This is a genomic window from candidate division KSB1 bacterium (assembly GCA_034506335.1).
In the GTDB taxonomy this organism is placed as follows: Bacteria; Zhuqueibacterota; Zhuqueibacteria; order JANLFK01; family Oleimicrobiaceae; genus Oleimicrobium.
Genome location: JAPDPR010000002.1, coordinates 98,498 through 116,717, shown reverse-complemented (window position 1 = coordinate 116,717; position 18,220 = coordinate 98,498). Strand labels below are relative to the sequence as shown.

General features: G+C 59.3%; 12 protein-coding genes. All 12 read right to left on the bottom strand.

Annotation, left to right across the window (positions count from 1 at the left end):
* Window positions 1-219: 219 nt before the first annotated feature.
* Window positions 220-6,135, bottom strand: coding sequence for a fibronectin type III domain-containing protein (locus ONB25_01650; GenBank protein MDZ7391593.1), 5,916 nt, complete (start codon window positions 6,133-6,135; stop codon window positions 220-222).
* 649 nt (window positions 6,136-6,784) lie between these two features.
* The gene (lgt, locus tag ONB25_01645; protein MDZ7391592.1) at window positions 6,785-7,600 is read right to left on the bottom strand and encodes a prolipoprotein diacylglyceryl transferase; all 816 of its coding nucleotides are present in this window, start codon (window positions 7,598-7,600) and stop codon (window positions 6,785-6,787) included.
* A 19-nt stretch (window positions 7,601-7,619) separates the two neighbouring features.
* Window positions 7,620-8,825, bottom strand: coding sequence for a rod shape-determining protein RodA (gene rodA, locus ONB25_01640; protein MDZ7391591.1), 1,206 nt, complete (start codon window positions 8,823-8,825; stop codon window positions 7,620-7,622).
* Between the two features lie 2 nt (window positions 8,826-8,827).
* Entirely contained in the window at window positions 8,828-10,648 is a 1,821-nt protein-coding gene (gene mrdA, locus ONB25_01635; GenBank protein ID MDZ7391590.1) for a penicillin-binding protein 2, read from the bottom strand.
* A gap of 2 nt (window positions 10,649-10,650) precedes the next feature.
* Complete coding sequence (mreD, locus tag ONB25_01630; GenBank protein MDZ7391589.1) at window positions 10,651-11,157, bottom strand: rod shape-determining protein MreD; 507 nt, start codon at window positions 11,155-11,157, stop codon at window positions 10,651-10,653.
* Complete coding sequence (gene mreC / locus ONB25_01625; GenBank protein MDZ7391588.1) at window positions 11,154-11,966, bottom strand: rod shape-determining protein MreC; 813 nt, start codon at window positions 11,964-11,966, stop codon at window positions 11,154-11,156. Before mreC ends, mreD begins: the two co-directional genes overlap by 4 nt.
* A gap of 27 nt (window positions 11,967-11,993) precedes the next feature.
* Window positions 11,994-13,010, bottom strand: coding sequence for a rod shape-determining protein (locus tag ONB25_01620; protein ID MDZ7391587.1), 1,017 nt, complete (start codon window positions 13,008-13,010; stop codon window positions 11,994-11,996).
* A gap of 64 nt (window positions 13,011-13,074) precedes the next feature.
* A complete protein-coding gene (gene purH, locus ONB25_01615; protein ID MDZ7391586.1) occupies window positions 13,075-14,625 on the bottom strand; it encodes a bifunctional phosphoribosylaminoimidazolecarboxamide formyltransferase/IMP cyclohydrolase in 1,551 nt (516 codons plus the stop codon).
* On the bottom strand, window positions 14,622-15,293 hold the full coding sequence (ddpX, locus tag ONB25_01610) for a D-alanyl-D-alanine dipeptidase (protein ID MDZ7391585.1): 672 nt from the start codon (window positions 15,291-15,293) through the stop codon (window positions 14,622-14,624). The genes purH and ddpX overlap by 4 nt, the downstream gene beginning before the upstream one ends.
* Before the next feature lies 1 nt (window position 15,294).
* A complete protein-coding gene (gene purN / locus ONB25_01605; GenBank protein MDZ7391584.1) occupies window positions 15,295-15,933 on the bottom strand; it encodes a phosphoribosylglycinamide formyltransferase in 639 nt (212 codons plus the stop codon).
* Between the two features lie 20 nt (window positions 15,934-15,953).
* Complete coding sequence (locus ONB25_01600) at window positions 15,954-16,907, bottom strand: LD-carboxypeptidase (protein ID MDZ7391583.1); 954 nt, start codon at window positions 16,905-16,907, stop codon at window positions 15,954-15,956.
* A gap of 13 nt (window positions 16,908-16,920) precedes the next feature.
* The gene (locus tag ONB25_01595) at window positions 16,921-18,219 is read right to left on the bottom strand and encodes a GWxTD domain-containing protein (protein ID MDZ7391582.1); all 1,299 of its coding nucleotides are present in this window, start codon (window positions 18,217-18,219) and stop codon (window positions 16,921-16,923) included.
* Window position 18,220: the final 1 nt, after the last annotated feature.

The window sequence follows — 18,220 nt, the reverse complement described above, 5'->3', positions numbered from 1 at the left end:
GCCGCATCTGAGAGCTTCGCGCGGCCAACGATCAGGTCCCGGCCATGGCCCAGGCCCGCCCTGACGCCAGCGCAAATATTCGAGATCGCTCCGACGTATTCGCCGCGTCTGTCCTCGTAGACTCGGACTCGCGCCGGATGCCCGCCAGTGTAAAGTCGATGGCCAGGAAAGCGTAGGGAGCTCTCCTGGCCATCTGTGGCGGGGTGAGGGACGACGGTGCTACTTCATGTACATCAGTTTGATGGTGTTCGCATAATCGACAACCTCCACCGTGACCCCGTTGCGTTCCTTCTCCGTGCGACATTCGATGCGGCAGAGGTACAACCCGGTGGCTACTGGAAAGCCATCATCGTCGACAGCGTTCCAGTAAGCGCGATAGTAGCCTGGCTCTCGCTCGCCCTCAAACAGGGTCTTTACCCGCCGGCCAAGAATGTTGTAGACAGTCATCTTGACTTTTGCTGCGCGCGGTAGCTGGTATCTGATTTCCGTATCCGGGTTGAACGGATTGGGGAAGTTCTGTTGCAAGGAGTACTGGCGCGGCACCCCACCGGTCCCGTAGGGCTGGGCTCCTTCGGTGTTGTGACCATCCCCACCTGTTTCCCGTCCGGAGGCGCCGTCAGTCTGCACGACTACCAGGTACATGCTGCGTGGCTCCACTGCACCGGCCGCCATATTGGCCCCGAGGGCGATAACCCCCTTCTTGAAACGCTGTACCCAGAGATCAAGCCTCTTTGCGCCGTCAGTTACACCGATGAACTGGTTGGTGCGGGCAAAGCGCTTGGTGAGCCAGCTGGGGAAGGTAGTAGCTCTACTGTCGTACGCCACAGAGACTACTACGTCCCGGTCCACTTCAAAGCGCAAGAACTCGGATTCTGCTCGCCCCTTGTCCCCGTTGGCCATCTTGAGCATGAGCGCGCCTTCCATCCCTTCAGGAAAGGAGGTAATGAAGTAGTGTCGGTCCACGTAGTATTCTTTGCCCACGGCGATAAAGGACTTTTCGCACTCGTTGGTGCTTAGGATGACTACGCGTAGCTCGGGGATGTAGGAATACGTGAAAGTGCTCAACGGCCGAATGGTTTGGGGCACGGCTGCTCTGTTCTTGATGTTTGAAACCGTGAGGGTGTAGGTCCCACCATTGGTATGAGGCGTAGTTACCAGAAAAACGCTCAGACCATCCGGCGAGGGCTCAGCGCGCACCACCACAATGCCGTTGTTTATGCCGTAGTTGCGGGGATCGGCGGCAGTGAGGGGATCGACCTGCGTGGTGAAGGTGACCCTCAGCAACGTCTCCTCCATTACCTCGACGTTGCTCACCGCCAGCGTGGTGCGTTCCAGCGGATCGTAGGTATAGAGGTAAGGACTGTTCGGCGCGATCTGATTAGGGATAGATGCCCTGTCACGTACGTTGCTCACAGTCAAGATGTAGAGCTTGCCGGGCGTATGGGCGGAGGTGCTGAGAAGCACCATAGTGCCAGCAGGATCTAATTTTGCCGATCGCACCTCTACGCCACCGCTGATGCGATAGTTGTCAGCCGTCTCAGCCGAGGAGAGCTCTAGCTGTTTGCTGAAACTCACTTCCACATGTGTTTCGTCCACTGCGTTCACCGCAGTAATGACCGGCGCGGTCAGGTCAGCAGGGGTAAACACGTACGAGTAGGGCGTGTTGCTGGCAATGACATTGGGTACGGGAGCGCGATCCGCGACTCCGCTGACCATCAAGATATAGATTTTGCCGGGTTCGTGAGGTGTGGTGCTGAGAAGCACAGTAGTAGTGTTCTCAAGGATCGCGGAGAGCACTCGGGTGCCGTTGTTCAGGCGATAATTCTCCGTCTGCACCGCAGTGAGCTCGTCGACCGCTTCGCTGAATACCACCGCCAGGTGGCTCGCGTCCCGCAGGGACGCCATTACGACGGTCGGGGCAGTCCTGTCAGCCTGCTGGTACACGTACGCGTACGAGCTGTTGGGTAGAATGACGTTCGCCGGGTGGCAGGTGTCGGTTACATTGCTCACCATGAGCAAATGCACGAGATCTGGTTCGTGGGTACTGGTCGTCAGGCGCACCAGCAGGTGTGAATGGTCAAGACTGGCGGTCAAAACCCGTACTCCGTTGCTGATGACATAGTTTGCAGTTTGCGTCGCGGATACTCGGTCCACTGGCTTGCTATACGTCACTTCCACCGACGTGGCATCAAGGACTCGCACCGCGGCGATGGTGGGTGGAGTGGTATCAGCCGGCCTAAAGGTGAATGCGTAGGGGCTGTTCTGCCGAATAGTATTAGGTGGGGTTGCTCGGTCCTTCACATTGCTTACGAGCAGCACGTACACTTGACCGGGCACGCAGGGTGTAATGGTCAACCGCACGATGACAGCACTGGCGTCCAATGTGGCCTCTTGCACCGCCAAGCCGCTGATCTGATAGTTTGACTCATCTTCGGCCGAAGACCGCTCCACCGCCTCACTAAAGTGGACGTCCAAGTGAGATTGGTCAATTGGCGTCACCATCACGATGGTAGGCTCGGTCTGATCCGCAGGTGTAAACACATAGGAATATGGACTGTTGGCCACAATCACATTGTGCGCGGGCGACAGGTCGGTGATGTTACTGACCATAAGAATGTGCACCACCCGCGGTGTGTGGGGTGTGGTACTAAGGGTTACTCTTGTGCCGGAGCTGTCCAGGTGTGACGCTATTACCTGCACTCCATGGCTAATCGCATAGTTGCTGCTAGTCTCGGCTCCATTTCGCTCTACAGGTTCGCTGAAGAGGACGTCCACTTCTGTTGCGCTGCGCACAGTGACCAAGCGGATCGTTGGCCCAGTGCGATCAGGGGGGCTATAGATGTAGGTATAAGCCGTGTTAGGCGCCACACCGTTGGGAAAGGGTGCGGTATCGACGACCCCTCGGACCAGCAGTACGTAGATGCGGTCAGGCACGTGCGGGGAGGTAGTGAGATGGACTACCCGCCCATCTGTGGCCAGCACTGCCCCCAAAACTTGCACCCCATTGTTGATCGTGTAGTTGCCCGTAGTCTCTGCGGACGAGCGGTCCACTTCCTCGCTGAATTCGACATCAAGCCGAGAGGCCTCCACCACGCGCACAGCCACAATATACGGCGCCTCCTGGTCCTCGGGCTGGTAGGTGTACACACACGGGGTGTTGGGCGCAATGGTGGTGGGAATGAGCTCGCAGTCCCTGATGCCATTGATGAGCAGGATGTACAAAGTGTTAGGCACGTGGGGCGAAGTGTACAGCCGGACAACGTTGCCGAGACCTCCCAGGCTCGCGCTGAACACGGTAATGCCGTTGCTGATGGAATAATTAGCTGGGTCCTCCGCTGTCGCCTGCTCCACGGGCTTGTTGAAAGTGACCTCCAGAGTCTGGCTGTCCACAAGTCGCGCCGATGAAACAGTGGGCGCCAGCACTGGGGGTGGTTCATAGGTGTAGGAATAGGATGTATTGGGGGCCAGCACGTTAGGTGGCAACGCCACATCAGCGATGCCGTTGACCACAAGAACGTAGAGCCGATTGGGTGTGTGTGGGGTCGTGCTCAGACGCACCACCTGCGCCGATGCGTCCAGTTCGGCGGCGAGTACCTGTAGCCCATTGTTTATCACATAGTGCACTGGGTTCTCCGCCTCGCGGCGGGCCACAGGCTCGCTGAACAGCACCTCCACCTCCGTCAGGCCCGTCGCCCTCACCAGGACGATCGTGGGCGGGGTTTCATCCGGTGCGTGGTACACGTAGGTGAAAGAGCTATTCGGGGCAATCACATTTGGCGGCACCGCCCGGTCATAGATGTCGCTTACCAGGAGCACGTGAACCCGTTCCGGTTGGTGCATAGTTGTCTCCAGTCTCACCACTTGGCCACTGCTGTCCAGCACTGCGCTCTGCACTTGCACCGCGTTGTTGATGCGGTAATGGGACGCGTCCTGGGCAGAAGTGGGGTCCACAGGCTTGCTGAATGTCACTTCCAAGGTGGTAGCACTGAGCGTGCGAACGCTGGCAATTGTGGGCGGTGTCTGATCGCCGGGCGACAACGCGTAGGCGTACGCAGAGTGCGGCAAAATCATATTTGCCGGCGTTGCGCAATCGGCCACATTGCTGACAAGCAGAATGTACACCATTCCGAACTCGTGGGCCGAGGTGGTCAAGCGCACCACGCGGCCTGAATTGTCCAGGTGCGCGCTTCTGACTTGCACGCCGTTGCTGATTACATAGTTGCTGGCCTGTTCAGCCGAAACCCGCTCCACCTCTTCGCTGAAGAGGATATCCAGCGTCGTCTGGTTTTGGATAGTAACAGAAACAATGGTAGGAGGCACCTCGTCGAGAGCGCGGATCAGATACGAGTATGGACTGTTGGGCAAAATGGCATTCGGTGGATCGGCGGTGTCGGTGACGTTGCTTACCAGAAGGATGTAGATTTGATTGGTGGCATGCTCGGTCGTGGTCAGGCGTACGCCGTAACCGGAAGACGTCCGCCGTGCCGCCAGCACCGTGATCCCGTTGCTGATGGAGTAGTTCGCTGGGTCTTCGGCGCTGACGCTGTCGACTTGCTCACTAAAGGAGACCTCTATCTCCGTGGTGCTGTGCACGGTCACCATGCGAATGGTGGGCCCTGTGAGGTCTTGGGGGGCATAGACATAGGTAATCGAGCTGTTGGCCGCGATAAAATTGGGTCGGGAGGCGCGGTCCGCCACGTTGTTTACCGTCACAATGTAGGTTGCAGAGGTCCCGTGCGGAGAAGTCTCCAGACGCACCGTGCGGCCGTCAGGCAGGAGGGTTGCCGAGCGCACCCCGATGCCGTTGTTGATGGTGTAGTTGAAGGGCATTTCTGCACTGACCTGCTGCACCGGTTCGCTGAAGGTTATCAGGAGGTGGGTCGGATCCAGAAGCGACGCAGCTATCAGCGTTGGCGGGTCAATGTCGCCTGGATCGTAGAGATAGCCGAAGGCGGTGTTTGGACTGATGAGATTGGCTTGAGGAGCGCGATCTCTCACGTTGTTCACTGTCAACACGTACGGCACGCCGGGAACATGCGAGGAGGTGGTCAGCCTGACCACGCATCCCGTGCTGTCGAGCGAAGCGTTGAATACGACAATTCCGCCGGTAATGGCATAGTTGCCGGCAAGTTGCGCTGAGGCCGGCTCCAGCGGCTCGTCGAACTGGACTACCACTTGCGTCGCCTCGGGCAGCGTCACGGTGACGATGCGCGGCCCCTGTGTGTCCCCTGGGTCGTAGGTGTAAAACACTGTGGAGTTGGGAGCAATGAAATTTGGTGTCGGTGCACGGTCAATGATGTTGTTGACCGTCAGGACGTACACCACACCAGCACGATGTGGCGAAGTGGAAAGAGTGACAATATCGCCCATGGCGTTCAGAGTGGCAACGGAGATCTGAATGCCATTGTTTATGGCATAGTTCGAGACATTTTCGGCAATAGCGCGGTCGACCGGCTCGCTAAATTGCACCCTGAGCGTGGTGGGGTCGACCAGCGTGGCGCTCACCAATTGGGGGGGCGTAACGTCCTGATATTCACACCGGTACTGAATGGTGCTGTTGCTGGGGATGACGTTCGGTGGGGTTGCCAAGTCTGCGACATTGGAGACAGCCAGAGTGTAGGCGCGGCCGTTCGTGTGGGCGCTGGTGCGCAGTAACACAATGCGTGGGTCGGTGGTGAGGAGGGCTTGAGTGACCATCACGCCCCCGTCGATGCGATAGTTGGCAGGGTTTTGAGCCGAGTTAGGTTCAACCGGCTCTGAGAAAGTCACAAGTGCCTCAGTAGCGCTGCGGACAGTGACTGCCACGAGAGCCGGGGGCGTCCGGTCCAGGGTAACCGCAGAGACCTCTTCCGAAGGTTCGCTCTCGTTGCCCGAGCTATCGTAGGCCGTGACGACGAAGTAGTACTTCGTGGTGGGCTGCAGACCGTCGACTACCCACCGTGTCACTAGCCCTACGTCTATTACCTCGGAGTGGTGGCCAGAGGACGTGCCGTAGTACACCTTATACCCAGCAAGATCTGGCTCGGTGTTGCGGTTCCAGCTCACGGTGATCGACTCCGCCCACAGGCGACCACTCAGCATCACCACCAATGCGAAGATGAACCTTGTCCCCCTTCCCTTAGCTGATGATCCCATGTCTCGTCCCTCCGCCTTTCCTTCCATGGACAGTTTGCCGGAGGAACAAATGACAAGGGCCGTGCCAGCCAGTTGGTAGGAGATTAATCATAGCTAAAACAAAAGATTAACCAACTTGGTTCTTGATTCATCAGGGTTGCCCAGTTACAGAAGTGAGCGGTGAAAGGAGAGCGCGATTCCCGATTTGTAATTGCCCCACCGGGAGCGGATCCGCTGATGGCACGCGGGAGGCTGAAGGGCGGCAAACCAGGAAGGTACTGGGTGGAATGAGCCTTCCGCACCCAACGCCCCTGTTCGGACATGATCAGAGCCCAGCGAGAGTCATTCGTACACGGATGTCACCAGAGCGAGGGGTTACGCGTGGTGGCACCGAGGAGGGGTACTTGAGAAAAGGCACTCGTTTTCAAATCACGACTTCACTACTCGAATGCCTCCCGCCTAGGTGGAAATGGCTGATACTTGGTCACCGACTAGGCAAAACAACGGCGAACCAAGTTCTGCACAGCCTTTTTGTAGCGGGTCGCATGTGGCCGGCTCAATGTCGAAAATTGTTGGCCCGACCCGACGGGGGCCGAACAAGAGCCCATGCAAGACCGTAAGAGCCTGCCTGGTTCGCTGCGCCAGCCGGCTGGTGGCGGAGTATGCTCGCTTATGAGGTTTGCGGCACGCGGCTCTTTCTCGCCCCAAGAAACAAACCCAGCGCTCCTGCCAACAACATCAACAGGCTTATGGCCTGGTTGTAGGATATCGCTACCGAGCCGAGGCGCATGAGTACCATGCTCGGTTCATAGTACCTAACAAAGTCCACGAGAAAGCGCCCCAGACCATAGAAGATCAGGAAGAAGTAAAAGAGGTAGCCGTCAAATGCTCGGCGCCGGTCGAGTGCCAAGAGAGCGAGGAAGATTATTAGACCGCCCAGGGAGGAATACAATTGTGTGGGGTGAATGGGCACGCTGCCGTATTGCCAGTGAGCGGCGCACCCTTCTGGAAAGGAGACGCCCCATGGCAATTTTGTGGGCACGCCGTAGCAGCAGCCGTTGAGAAAACATCCGATGCGGGTCAAAAAAATCCCCAGTCCCAGAGAAGGCGCAACCATGTCCGCGACCCGCAGGAATGGCAGCCCTTTGGCGCGCAGGTAGATGTAGCTGGTGACGAGAGCCAAAATGACACCGCCCAGCAAAGTGAGTCCGCCGATACCCACCTGGCCCGTGCTCTGGAAGGGATTAAACGTGTCCGCCCAGTGGCCGCGGAATTCGTCCAGGTGGCGCACGACGTAGAATAGTCGGGCTCCTACGATGGCGCTCACCGCCACCACAACGCCGAGGTCCATGATGCGATTGGGATCGATGCCGACCTTCTTGGCACGGCGGGCTGCCAGCAAGATGCCCAAGACAAAGGAGGTGGCTAGCATGAGACCGTAAGCGTGAATCTGCAGTGGGCCAAGCTTAAACAACACCGGATGCACGTTCGACTCCTTTCTTTGGCTAGTAATCTAGGCGGTGGAGGGAACCGTTGAGTACAAGCCCCACCAGAATCGCAAACGTCCAGAGCGAAGAGCCGCCATAGCTGACAAAGGGAAGCGGCAAGCCGGTAACAGGCATAATGCCCAAGGTCACGCCGATGTTGACGATGACGTGAATGCCCAGGACAGTGACGGCACCGGCCACTACCATGCTGGTGAACGGGTTGCGGGCAGTGGCCGCGATGCGGAGCGCCCGCGTGAGAAGGACAAAAAAGAGCGTCAACACAAACAGCGAACCCACAAGGCCAAACTCCTCTCCTATCACCGAGAAGATAAAGTCGGTATGTTGCTCGGGGAGAAAGCGCAACTGGGTCTGAGAACCCTGCATAAACCCTTTTCCGAGCAGTCCGCCGGAACCGATGGCGACTTTTGACTGGATGACCTGGTAACCGACACCTCGTGGGTCAGAATGAAGCCCAAGAAAGGCGAGGATGCGGTTCTGCTGATAAGGGGCCAATCGACTCCACACAAGGGGCGCGAGAATGCCAACCGCCAAGTTGAGCAGAAGATTGAAAATGAGCACCCTTCGGCCCCGGCGGGAGAAGTAGAGCACGGTGGCCAGTCCAAGCATGGCAAGCAAGAAGGTCCAAAACTGAAAGGAAGCCAGCGCGGTGATAGCGGGGGCAACGATGAGGAAGAGAGTGAAACTCCTCAGTCCTGCCCAATAGAGGAGCGGCAAAAGCATCCCCATAAACACCAGAGCGGTTCCCATGTCTGGTTGCTTCAGTACGAGGAGGGTGGGAAGTGCTACGAGACCCGTGGCCAGAAGAATATCCTTCGGGCTGTTGACATCTGTACGGTGGCCACTCAGGAAGCGTGCCAGGGCAAGAACAACCGCGACCTTTGCGAACTCGGATGGTTGAAGGCGAGCCGGCCCGAAAGCGAACCAGCGCGCATTAGTTCCCTGACCGAGGAAAAGCACCGCAACTAGTGCAAGGAGCGCAAGCCCGTAGGCGACGTAGGCCAGTCGCTCAAACACGCGGAAGGGCAAAATGGTGGCAACCGCTCCAACCACCACACCTGTGAGCACCCAGATGCCCTGCCGTGCGAAGCTCCCCTTGACAGAAGGGGACTCCTGCTGGGCAGTGGCGCTGTAGATGGCAACCAGACCCACGGCCATCAGAAGGACCGCGCAGACGAGAATGGGCGTGTCAAAACGCGTAAACATGGCTAATGGCTATCCGCTGAACGTGAGCCCACAGGAGCTGCCGCGACCTCAGCTGGGGACATGCGTTTGTTGAAGTAGACTTCTAGTACCCGTCGGGCCACGGGGGCGGCAACAGCTCCCCCTTTGCCGCCGTTCTCGACAAAGACGGCAAATGCCACTTCGGGCGCCGCAAATGGCGCGAAGCCAACGAACCATGCATGGTCGTCGCCATGGGGGTTCTGGGCCGTGCCTGTTTTGCCTGCTACCTCCACGCCGGGGAGGCGACACGCGGCCCCTGTGCCGTGGGTGCCTTGGACCACGCGCCACATCCCCTGTTTCAGCACGGCATAGGTCTCACGGGACACGACGCCCACATGGCGTGCCTCCACACGTATCCAGGTGACGCTGCGGTCAGAGGGCTCCAGGATACCGCGCACGATGTGGGGGCGGTAGAAAGTGCCTTCGTTCGCTATCGCCATGGCCAGCTGGGCCATCTGCAGCGGGGTAACCAACAGGTCCCCTTGTCCCACAGCAAGATTGAGCATCATCCCACGCGTCCAGGCATCCTTTCCATAGCGCGCGTCCAAGAACGCGCGGTCAGGTATGTTGCCGGGGCTCTCATTGGGCAGGTCGATCCCTGTTGGCTGGCCAAATCCAAAGGCTTTGGCAAAGCGAGCCCACGTATCGACATCTACCTGAAGGCCGACGTTGTAGAAGTAGACGTTACAGGACTGCTCGATGGCGTCCAGCATTCGCAGGTGGCCGTGTCCTCCGCTTTTCCAGCAATCGAAGGTGCGGGTACCCAGGCGCAAAGAGCCGTGGCAGGTCACAGCAAACTCCGGGCTAAGAGCCTTGGTCTCGAGTGCGGCTGCGGCAATGACCAGCTTAAAGGTGGAACCGGCAGGGTAGGCTCCCTGCACGGCGCGGTCGAACAAAGGCTTCTCCGGATGATTGAGGATGGCCGCCCAGGTTTGGGGGGCGAGCACCCCTGACAGCTCCTCCAAATCGAACGGGGGGAAGCTGCCAATGGCAAGGACTTCGCCATTGCGACAATTCAGAAAGACCGCGCCACCTTTTTTGCCGGCCATTGCTTGGACGAGAGCGGCCTGCATGTCCGCGTCAATCCCGGTGAGCAGGCCCTGGCCCTCTTGCGGAGGAGCCGGGGCCGGTCGCTCCAGGGCGCGAATCTCCCTGCCCAGTGCGTCTACCTCCACGTACAGAAAGCCCCTTTTGCCGCGTAGTAGGCGATCATACTGTTTCTCTAAGCCCTTCTTGCCCACCAGGTCTCCCATTGTATAGCCAGCTTCGCGCAGGACACTAAGCTCTGCTGGGGAGATCTCCCCCAGGTAACCCAACGCGTGGGGTGCCAGAGGGCTAAGGGGATAAGAGCGATGTGGTTCCACCTCGAAGATGACACCGGGCAGGTCCAGGCGGTACTCCTCCAGTTGTGCCAGGGCCAGTTCGCTAATCTGATGAGCGATCTTCGCAGGAATAAAGCTTCCGGAGCGATTCCTTTGAATGCGTAAAGCTAGCTCCTCGCGGGATAGGCCCAGTATCTCCCCCAGCAGACTTAGCACCGAGTCGCGCCCGGTTACCTCGGCCGGGATTACCGAGACCGAATAGGCGGGGTGATTTTCCACCAGAACCGTGCCATTGACATCGTAGATGAGGCCGCGGGTAGCCTCGATGGGTACGGCTCGAATGCGGTTACGCTCCGATTCGCGTGCGTAGTGTTCGGCAGAGAGCACCTGCAATTGAAAAAGGCGCAACGCGAGGGCGCCAAAAGCAACGTAGAGCGCTACCCGGAAAAAAAGACGATTGCGACTGACATCAGCTGGCACCATATCTACAGGGCACCCCTAAACAGGGTGGTGGCACGACCGTGCCAAACCTTCTCTGGGAGAAGGAGAAAGACCACCAGCCCCACCACCAGGGTGTATACCGTGCGTGGTAAGGCCCAGCGCAACAGCAAGAAACCGAACCCTGCGCCGGGCGTAAGGGCCAGAGCCGCAGCCATGAGAAGCTCGTGGAGTGTCGCACAGAGGAGCAAAAGCAGCACTGAGGCACTCCGGCTCAAGCCCACCGCGTCGCTGGACCACAAGCCTGCCACAAACCCCACGACGGTCTTGCTCAGCGCTGACAGCCCCACAACGCTGGAGGTGGCCAGATCAACGCCCAGCCCAGCCAAGAAGCCGAAGACCATACCCGCTACCTGACCACGACGGAGCGCAACGACCACCGTGGCCACCAGTAGCAGATCAGGGGCCACACCGAGAATCGTGGCGAACCTTAGGAGCCCCACCTGGAGCACAAGACCGATTCCGAGCAGCAATGCGTAAGAAAGGTATCTCATGGCTGCCCCCGTGCCGGTTGGCTGCTCCAGCCACGGACAACCAGGACCTCTTCGAGACGGCCAAAATCGGCAGCCGGGACAATGGAGATTGACATGAACAGCCCTGGGTTTTGCTCGGAGACGTCGGTTACCGTACCAATCTTCAGTCCAGGAGGAAACATTGGGGTGAGACCCGAGGTTACCACCACATCGCCCACCTGCACGTCCGCTCGTTTTGGCACCTGCTCCAGCAACAAGCGGTTGGCTTGCAGACTGCGCACGATGCCCGTCACTCGACTGCGCTGCACCCTGGCGCTCACTCGCGCGTTCCGGTCGATGAGTAATTGAGCCAGAGCATGGTCGCTGCCGACCACATAGAGTTTGCCCACCAACCCCTCGGCACAGACCACCGGCATGTTCTTGCGCAGCCCTCTGTTGTTGCCAACGTCCAAGATGACTGCCTGCACCGAGCCTTGGGTAGAGGTACCAATCACCCGTGCGGGAACAAACTCCAGGGGTAACTGGCTTGAAAAACCAAGCAAATTGCGCAGGCGTTCGTTCTCGGCTCTGGCCTCGGCCAACAAGGCGTTTTCTAGCACCAGCTGGGCGTTAGCCCGGCGCAACAACTCGTTCTCTCTTCCCAGCTCGCGCCAGCGTTCCAGCGCTGCAAAGGGTCGCGATGCTTTGGCCACCAGCGCCAACACTGCCAGGCGCGGCGTATCCATGGTCGTACGTGTGCTGGAAGCGGCAAGAGCCACTGCCAAGAAGACCAGGACCGCGAGGATGCTATACTCGTGAGGTGGCAACAGAGCGGGCAGACGCCGTCGCATGGGAACTACCTGCTGGTCCAGAGGTGGTCAATAGCGTTTGGCGCGGCTGAGCACCTTTTCGTAGCGCGGCAAGTCTTCCAGGATCTTGCTGGTGCCGCGGACTACGCACGTCATCGGGTCTTCGGCCACAATGACGGGAAGGTTGGTCTCCTGCCGGAGGCGTTCGTCTAGGCCTTTGAGCAGGGCGCCCCCTCCTGAAAGCAGGATGCCACGGTCGACTAGATCCGCCGCAAGTTCCGGCGGGGTCTGATCGAGGCACTTCTTGGTCGATTCGACAATGAGCGTAACCGACTCGGCCAGAGCCTCCTGCACTTCAGGTCCTCGTGCCTCGACGGTCTTGGGGATGCCGCTGACAAGATCCCGACCTTTGACGGTAAGACTGCCCCGCTCCTCATAAGGCGCAGCAGAGCCGATTGTACACTTGATGTATTCTGCCGTATTTTCGCCGAGGAGGAGGTTATAGTTTTTCTTGTAGTACTGGATGATGGCCTCGGTCATCTCATCGCCAGCCACACGAATGGACACGGAACTGACGATGCCGTTCATGGCGATGACGGCCATCTCGGTGGTGCCCCCGCCGATGTCGATGATCATGCTTCCCACCGCGTCTTCCACCGGCAGACCCACCCCTATGGCTGCAGCCATAGGCTCCTCGATGAGGAAGACCTGCCGAGCCCCAGCTTGTTCGGCCGAATCGCGCACAGCGCGTTTCTCCACCTCGGTGACGCCAGAGGGAACGCAGATGGCCATGCGCGGCCTGATGAGAAAAGGTGACTGTGCTTTGCGAATGAAGTAGCGAATCATCCGCTCGGCCAGTTCAAAGTCGGCGATCACGCCGTCGCGCAGAGGGCGTACGGTCACGATCTCCCGCGGGGTGCGCCCCACCATCTCCTTAGCCGCCGCGCCGAAGGCGACAATCTCTTGGTCATCACGACGGACCGCGACAACCGAAGGTTCGTTGACTACAATACCCCGCCCCTTGACTGCGACCAGAGTGTTGGCCGTGCCGAGGTCAATTGCAATGTCACTTGAGAAGAGTCCCATAGTTGTACCAGATCCTGTTTGTTTGAGTTAAATGCAAAAGTCCTTGTTCCTGCAACCGCTGCCTTCAATGCCGGAAGTGGCGCACACCCGTAAAGACCATGGCCATGTCGTGTTCCTCAGCGGCAGCGATGACCTCATCGTCTCGAACCGAGCCGCCGGGCTGGATGACCGCCGTAGCTCCGGCTTCGGCTGCCGCATCCACGCCGTCCCTGAAGGGGAAAAAGGCGTCTGAGGCCACCACCGAGCCGTGAAGGGATAGACCTGCTGCCTCCGCCTTCATCACCGCTATGCGGGAAGAGTCAACCCTTGACATCTGTCCGGCACCAATGCCCAACGTGCGGTCTGCGCCCACGAACACCACGGCATTGGACTTGACCCACTTGACTACCTTCCAACCAAATCGCAGCGCCTGCCACTCCGCCGCGGACGGTTGGCGTTTGGTGACTACCTTGAGCGATGGAGCAGGTTCATAGTCCCGTTCCTGCACCAGGTAGCCGCCGGCAATGCACTTTATGTCGAGGCTGTCACTGCCAGTTTCCTTGCGGTCGTCGAGTTGCAGGAGCCGAAGGTTCTTCTTCCTCCCCAGGATTTGCTGTGCTTCGGGCGTAAAGTGGGGGGCCAGCACCACCTCCAGGAACAGCGTGCTCAGTTCTTGGGCCAGCTCTGCCGTAACGGGTCTGTTTACCCCCACGATGCCGCCAAAGGCGGAGACTGGGTCGGTTGCCAGTGCCTTGCGATAGGCAGCCAGCACATCGTCGGCCACTGCGGCGCCACAGGGGTTGTTGTGTTTGAGGATGACCGCACAGGGCTCGTCAAACTCTGCCAAGAGGCCAAGCGCGGCATGAGCATCGAGGTAGTTGTTGAACGAGAGCTCCTTGCCCTGCAGCTGCTTAGCCGCGAGGAGGCCGGCAGGCGCGGCATCGGCGTGTGCGTAGAGGGCAGCACGCTGGTGCGGGTTTTCGCCGTAGCGGAGCCCCGCAACCCTGTCCAAGGAGAGCCAGATACGGCCCGGCAAAGTGGCATCATCGTCGGCGAGTGTGCGCAAGAAGGTCTCGATGGCCGCGTCGTAGCGGGCGGTAAGGGCAAAGGCCTCCACAGCCAGCTTCCGTCGTGACTCCTCGGAAAGGAGCCCCTGGCGCGCGCGCATCTCCTCCAGCACCCAGCTGTACTGTTGGGGGCTGGTGACCACCGCCACGTGGGTAAAGTTTTTTGCCGCGGCCCGAATCATGGCCGGCCCGCCGATGTCGATGTTCTCCAGGGCCTCGCTCAGCGCAACCCCCTGCCGCGCAACCGTCGCCGCAAACGGGTAAAGGTTGACGACCACAAGGTCGACAGGCACAATCTTCTGCTCTTCGAGCTCGGCCATATGGCTTTTGTCGCCGCGCAGGGCCAAAATGCCACCGAACACAGAAGGATGGAGGGTCTTGACTCGGCCGGAGAGAATCTCTGGAAAGCCAGTAACCTGCGTCACAGGGGTGACCGGCACGCCCGCCTCGCGGAGTACCCTCTCCGTTCCGCCGGTAGAAACAATCTCATAGCCCAGCTCGTGCACACCGCGGGCGAAGGCAACTATCCCGGTCTTGTCGTAGACGCTCATCAGTGCTCGTCGTCTCATCGAATTTCGCGTTTCCTTTCTGTCTCGTTCGGCGGGCGCTGGTTGCCCGCGAGCTTCTCCAAAGGGATGTCCAAAACGGAATAGCGCTCCCACTGAGGGTCGTCAAAGTGCCACCACTCGGAGGCCAACGGGATGAACCCCTCAGCGGTCATGGCTTCCTCGAGCAGCGCCCTATGGCGTAGCGCCTCGGGCGGGGCCTGCGCGTAGCTGCGGCTGGCCTTTTCGCTAAAATCGTCGAACGCGCTGGGCATGAGCAACTCGTGCCCAGCGGTATCTACCAGGGTGACATCTACAGCAGCGCCGCGGTTGTGGCGCGAGCCTTTGCGAGGATCGGCCACATAGCGGGTATCAGGCACAAGCTCCCACATGCGCCACTGCACAGAGAGGGGCCGGTAGCAGTCATAGACCTTCAGGCCCAGCCCTTGAGCGCGCAGGCGCTGTTGCACACGTGCCAGACGTTCTGCCGTGGGCCGCCGAAGATAACACACGTTAGCCCCATAGAGTGGCTGCCCGACAAAGTTGTCGGATGTGGCATACTTGAGCTCCACCACGATGGTTGAGTCCAAGGCCCTGATGTCGAGCAGCTCGGTGGACGGCGCTTGAAAGCAGCGGCTGAGGGCTGCCGCCAGAAGCAAGAGCAGGCCGAGGTGAAGCCACCTGCGCGCCACCTCACGTCTCCTTAGGTGGCAACACGCGGACGCGCCGCCCCTCGACCACAATGCGATCCTCGGCGAAAAGCTGGAGCGCCTGCGCATAGATGCGATGCTCAACCGTCAGCACCCGCGCTGCCAAGGTTTCCGGCGTATCATCCTCGAGCACCGGCACACACTCCTGAATCACAGGCGGTCCGGTGTCGTACTCCTCATCCACCAAATGGACCGTGGCGCCGGACACCTTGCAACCGTACGCCAAGACCGCCTCATGCACATGGTGGCCGTAAAGGCCCTTGCCGCCGAAAGAAGGCAGCAGCGCAGGGTGAATGTTCAAGATGCGATGCCGATACGCACGCACGATGGTCGGGCTGAGCATCTTGAGGTAGCCAGCAAGGGCAACAAAGTTGACCTGGTGGCGCTCCAGCAGCTGCAAGAGGGCCTGGTCGAACTCTTCTTGCGACTGAAACTGCAGCGCGGACAGATGCACAGCCGCGATGCCTCGCGCGCGGGCAATCTCCAGCGCTCCGGCAGTGGACTTGTTGCTTATCACCACCACCACCTCGGCGTCTAGTTCGCCGCGGTCGATGGCACGCAGAATGGCTTCCAAGTTGGAGCCCCTTCCCGAGGCCAAAACCGCAAGACGCAGATGAGGCATAATGGCTCCCCTCTCAGACCTTACACCACCGCAGGCTCCAGTATGGCCAAGGTACCCGCATCGGCATCCAGCTCTGCCTCCAGACCAATGGGCAAGGTGATCTTGGCTTCTCCATGACCGTATGCCAAACCTGTGGCAACCGGAATCGGCAAATCGCTCACATAGTCGTCAATCACTTGCTCAAGGGTCAAGTAAGGTTTGTCCGGCTCACTCGGTTCCCAGTTGATGAACGTGCCAAAGACCAATCCCGCGATCTTGTCGAGAATGCCCGCAGAGCGGAACTGGGCGAAGTACCGGTCGATACGATAGACCTCCTCGTCGATGTCCTCCAGGACCAAGATTGCTCCGTCAAGAGCGGGCATGAACGGCGTGCCCATGAGGGGGGCAATCAGGGAGAGACACCCGCCGAGCAATCTTCCCCGCGCCTTTCCGGGACGAAGGCATTGCAGGGCTTTCCCCTCCGGATGCGGCAATGGACCGGAGAGGTTGTCGCTTGTCAACATCCGCCAGAAGTGCCCTTCCGTGAAGGGGTGGATGCCCTTGCCCATTTCCACGGCCACCATGGGCCCGGAAAAGGTCACCAGGCCGATGCGCTGCCAAATTGCCAGTTGCAGTGCGGTAAGGTCGCTATACCCCACGAAAATCTTCGGGTGCTGGCGTAGGGCCTCGTAATCGATCTGATCCAGGAGGCGTGACACACCGTAGCCGCCCCGAGAGCAGATCACTGCCTTGATATCCGGATCGGCAAACATCCGATTCAGGTCTGCGGCCCGTTCCGCATCGGTGCCGGCCAGATAGCCGCGCTGCGCGTAAACATGCTGTCCTTCCACCACGTTGTACCCCCGGGCGCGGAGATAGGCAATCCCGTTCGCAAGCCTCTCGGGAATCATGGGGCTGGCCGGGGTCACGATGCCAATGGTGTCGCCTGGGTGCAGACGTCGCGGTTTGATGGGATTGACTCCTGGTCTGTTCACGCCTCCTCCTGCGTCACTGGCGAATCCGGTTGAGGTCATAGATCGAGTAGGGATTGAGCAGTCGGTACTCGCCGAAGCCTGTGGGATCGTAGAACACGAACTGGCGATTGATGCGGTAGTAATACCAAATCTCATAGGGCTTGTCGCCCGGCGGATATGGATGCCGTTCGATGTCATTTGGCGGTCCGAGGATGATGTACACCATCCCCATGTCGGTCTTCCACCCCTCGCGGAACACGGTGAAGCGTTCGTTGGCATACTCCACGCGGCGGTAGTGCTCGTCCATAGCTTCGTTTTCTTCTGTGCCAGGGGTAGGATCGCGACGCTTCCAAAACCGCATAAACTCCGCCAGTTTCCTGTCCCCTTGCGCGCGGCGAAGCGCGTCGTACTCTTTCTTGTCAGCCACGTACTTGACCTGTTCAATGGCCATGTCGAGGTCTGCGGCAGTGGCTGGCAAACCGCTCCAGCGGACGTTGAACGCCTTCTCTACCTGGTCATGCAGGCCGTCGGCTGACACGTCCAGGCTCAGCGTGTATTTTCCGTAGCCCAGGCTGTCAGGCTCGAGCTGGAAAAACTCCAGCGTGCGCCACGCGGGTAAGTGACGGTGGTAGGTGCGGGAGAAAACTACCTTGTTGCGAGCATTAAGGACGCGGTAAGAGATTTTTGCCTGCTGCGGCGGCCGTTGGGTATAGATTTCAAAGCAAGCGAACAGATTGCGACTCACGCCAATGGTGTTGTCTGATACGTCTGGCCGCATTGACCTGAGCCCGAGGGAATCGTACTCCACCGCCGCGGCAAAGGTGATGTCACTTACCGCCAGCTTTTCTCTGCGATAGTCTCGGACGCGGAGGGGCCGGGTGATCCGGCGCCGTTCGCGCGTCTCCAAGTCCGTTACCCCCAGGGTGAGCGTGTAATCTCCAGGAGCCACGTCAAACGCTGCGTAGCTGGTGTTGTAATCCACACGGGAACTGGTCCGCTCGTACCGTTCGGTAGCCATCTCGTCCCGCCAGACCTTGCCCGCCACTTGGTCGTTGTTCTTGTCAAGCACGACAGCCGTGACTTCATAGGAGCCGCGGAAGGTCGAGTCGCTGCGCACGAATTGGATTTCGTCAAATGTGATTTTGACGTATACGTGCACGCGACTTGTGGTAGAGTCCAGAGGCGAGGCGGTTACGGAGACGTCGTAGTGGAACTGGGGCCCCAGTTCGCTGACGTCCTGGCTCATCTCGACCTGGGCGTGCAGGCCTGACCCGGGCAGGGCAAGGCCTGCGATGAGCAACATGGTTGGCCTGAGAATCTTACAGACTTTCATA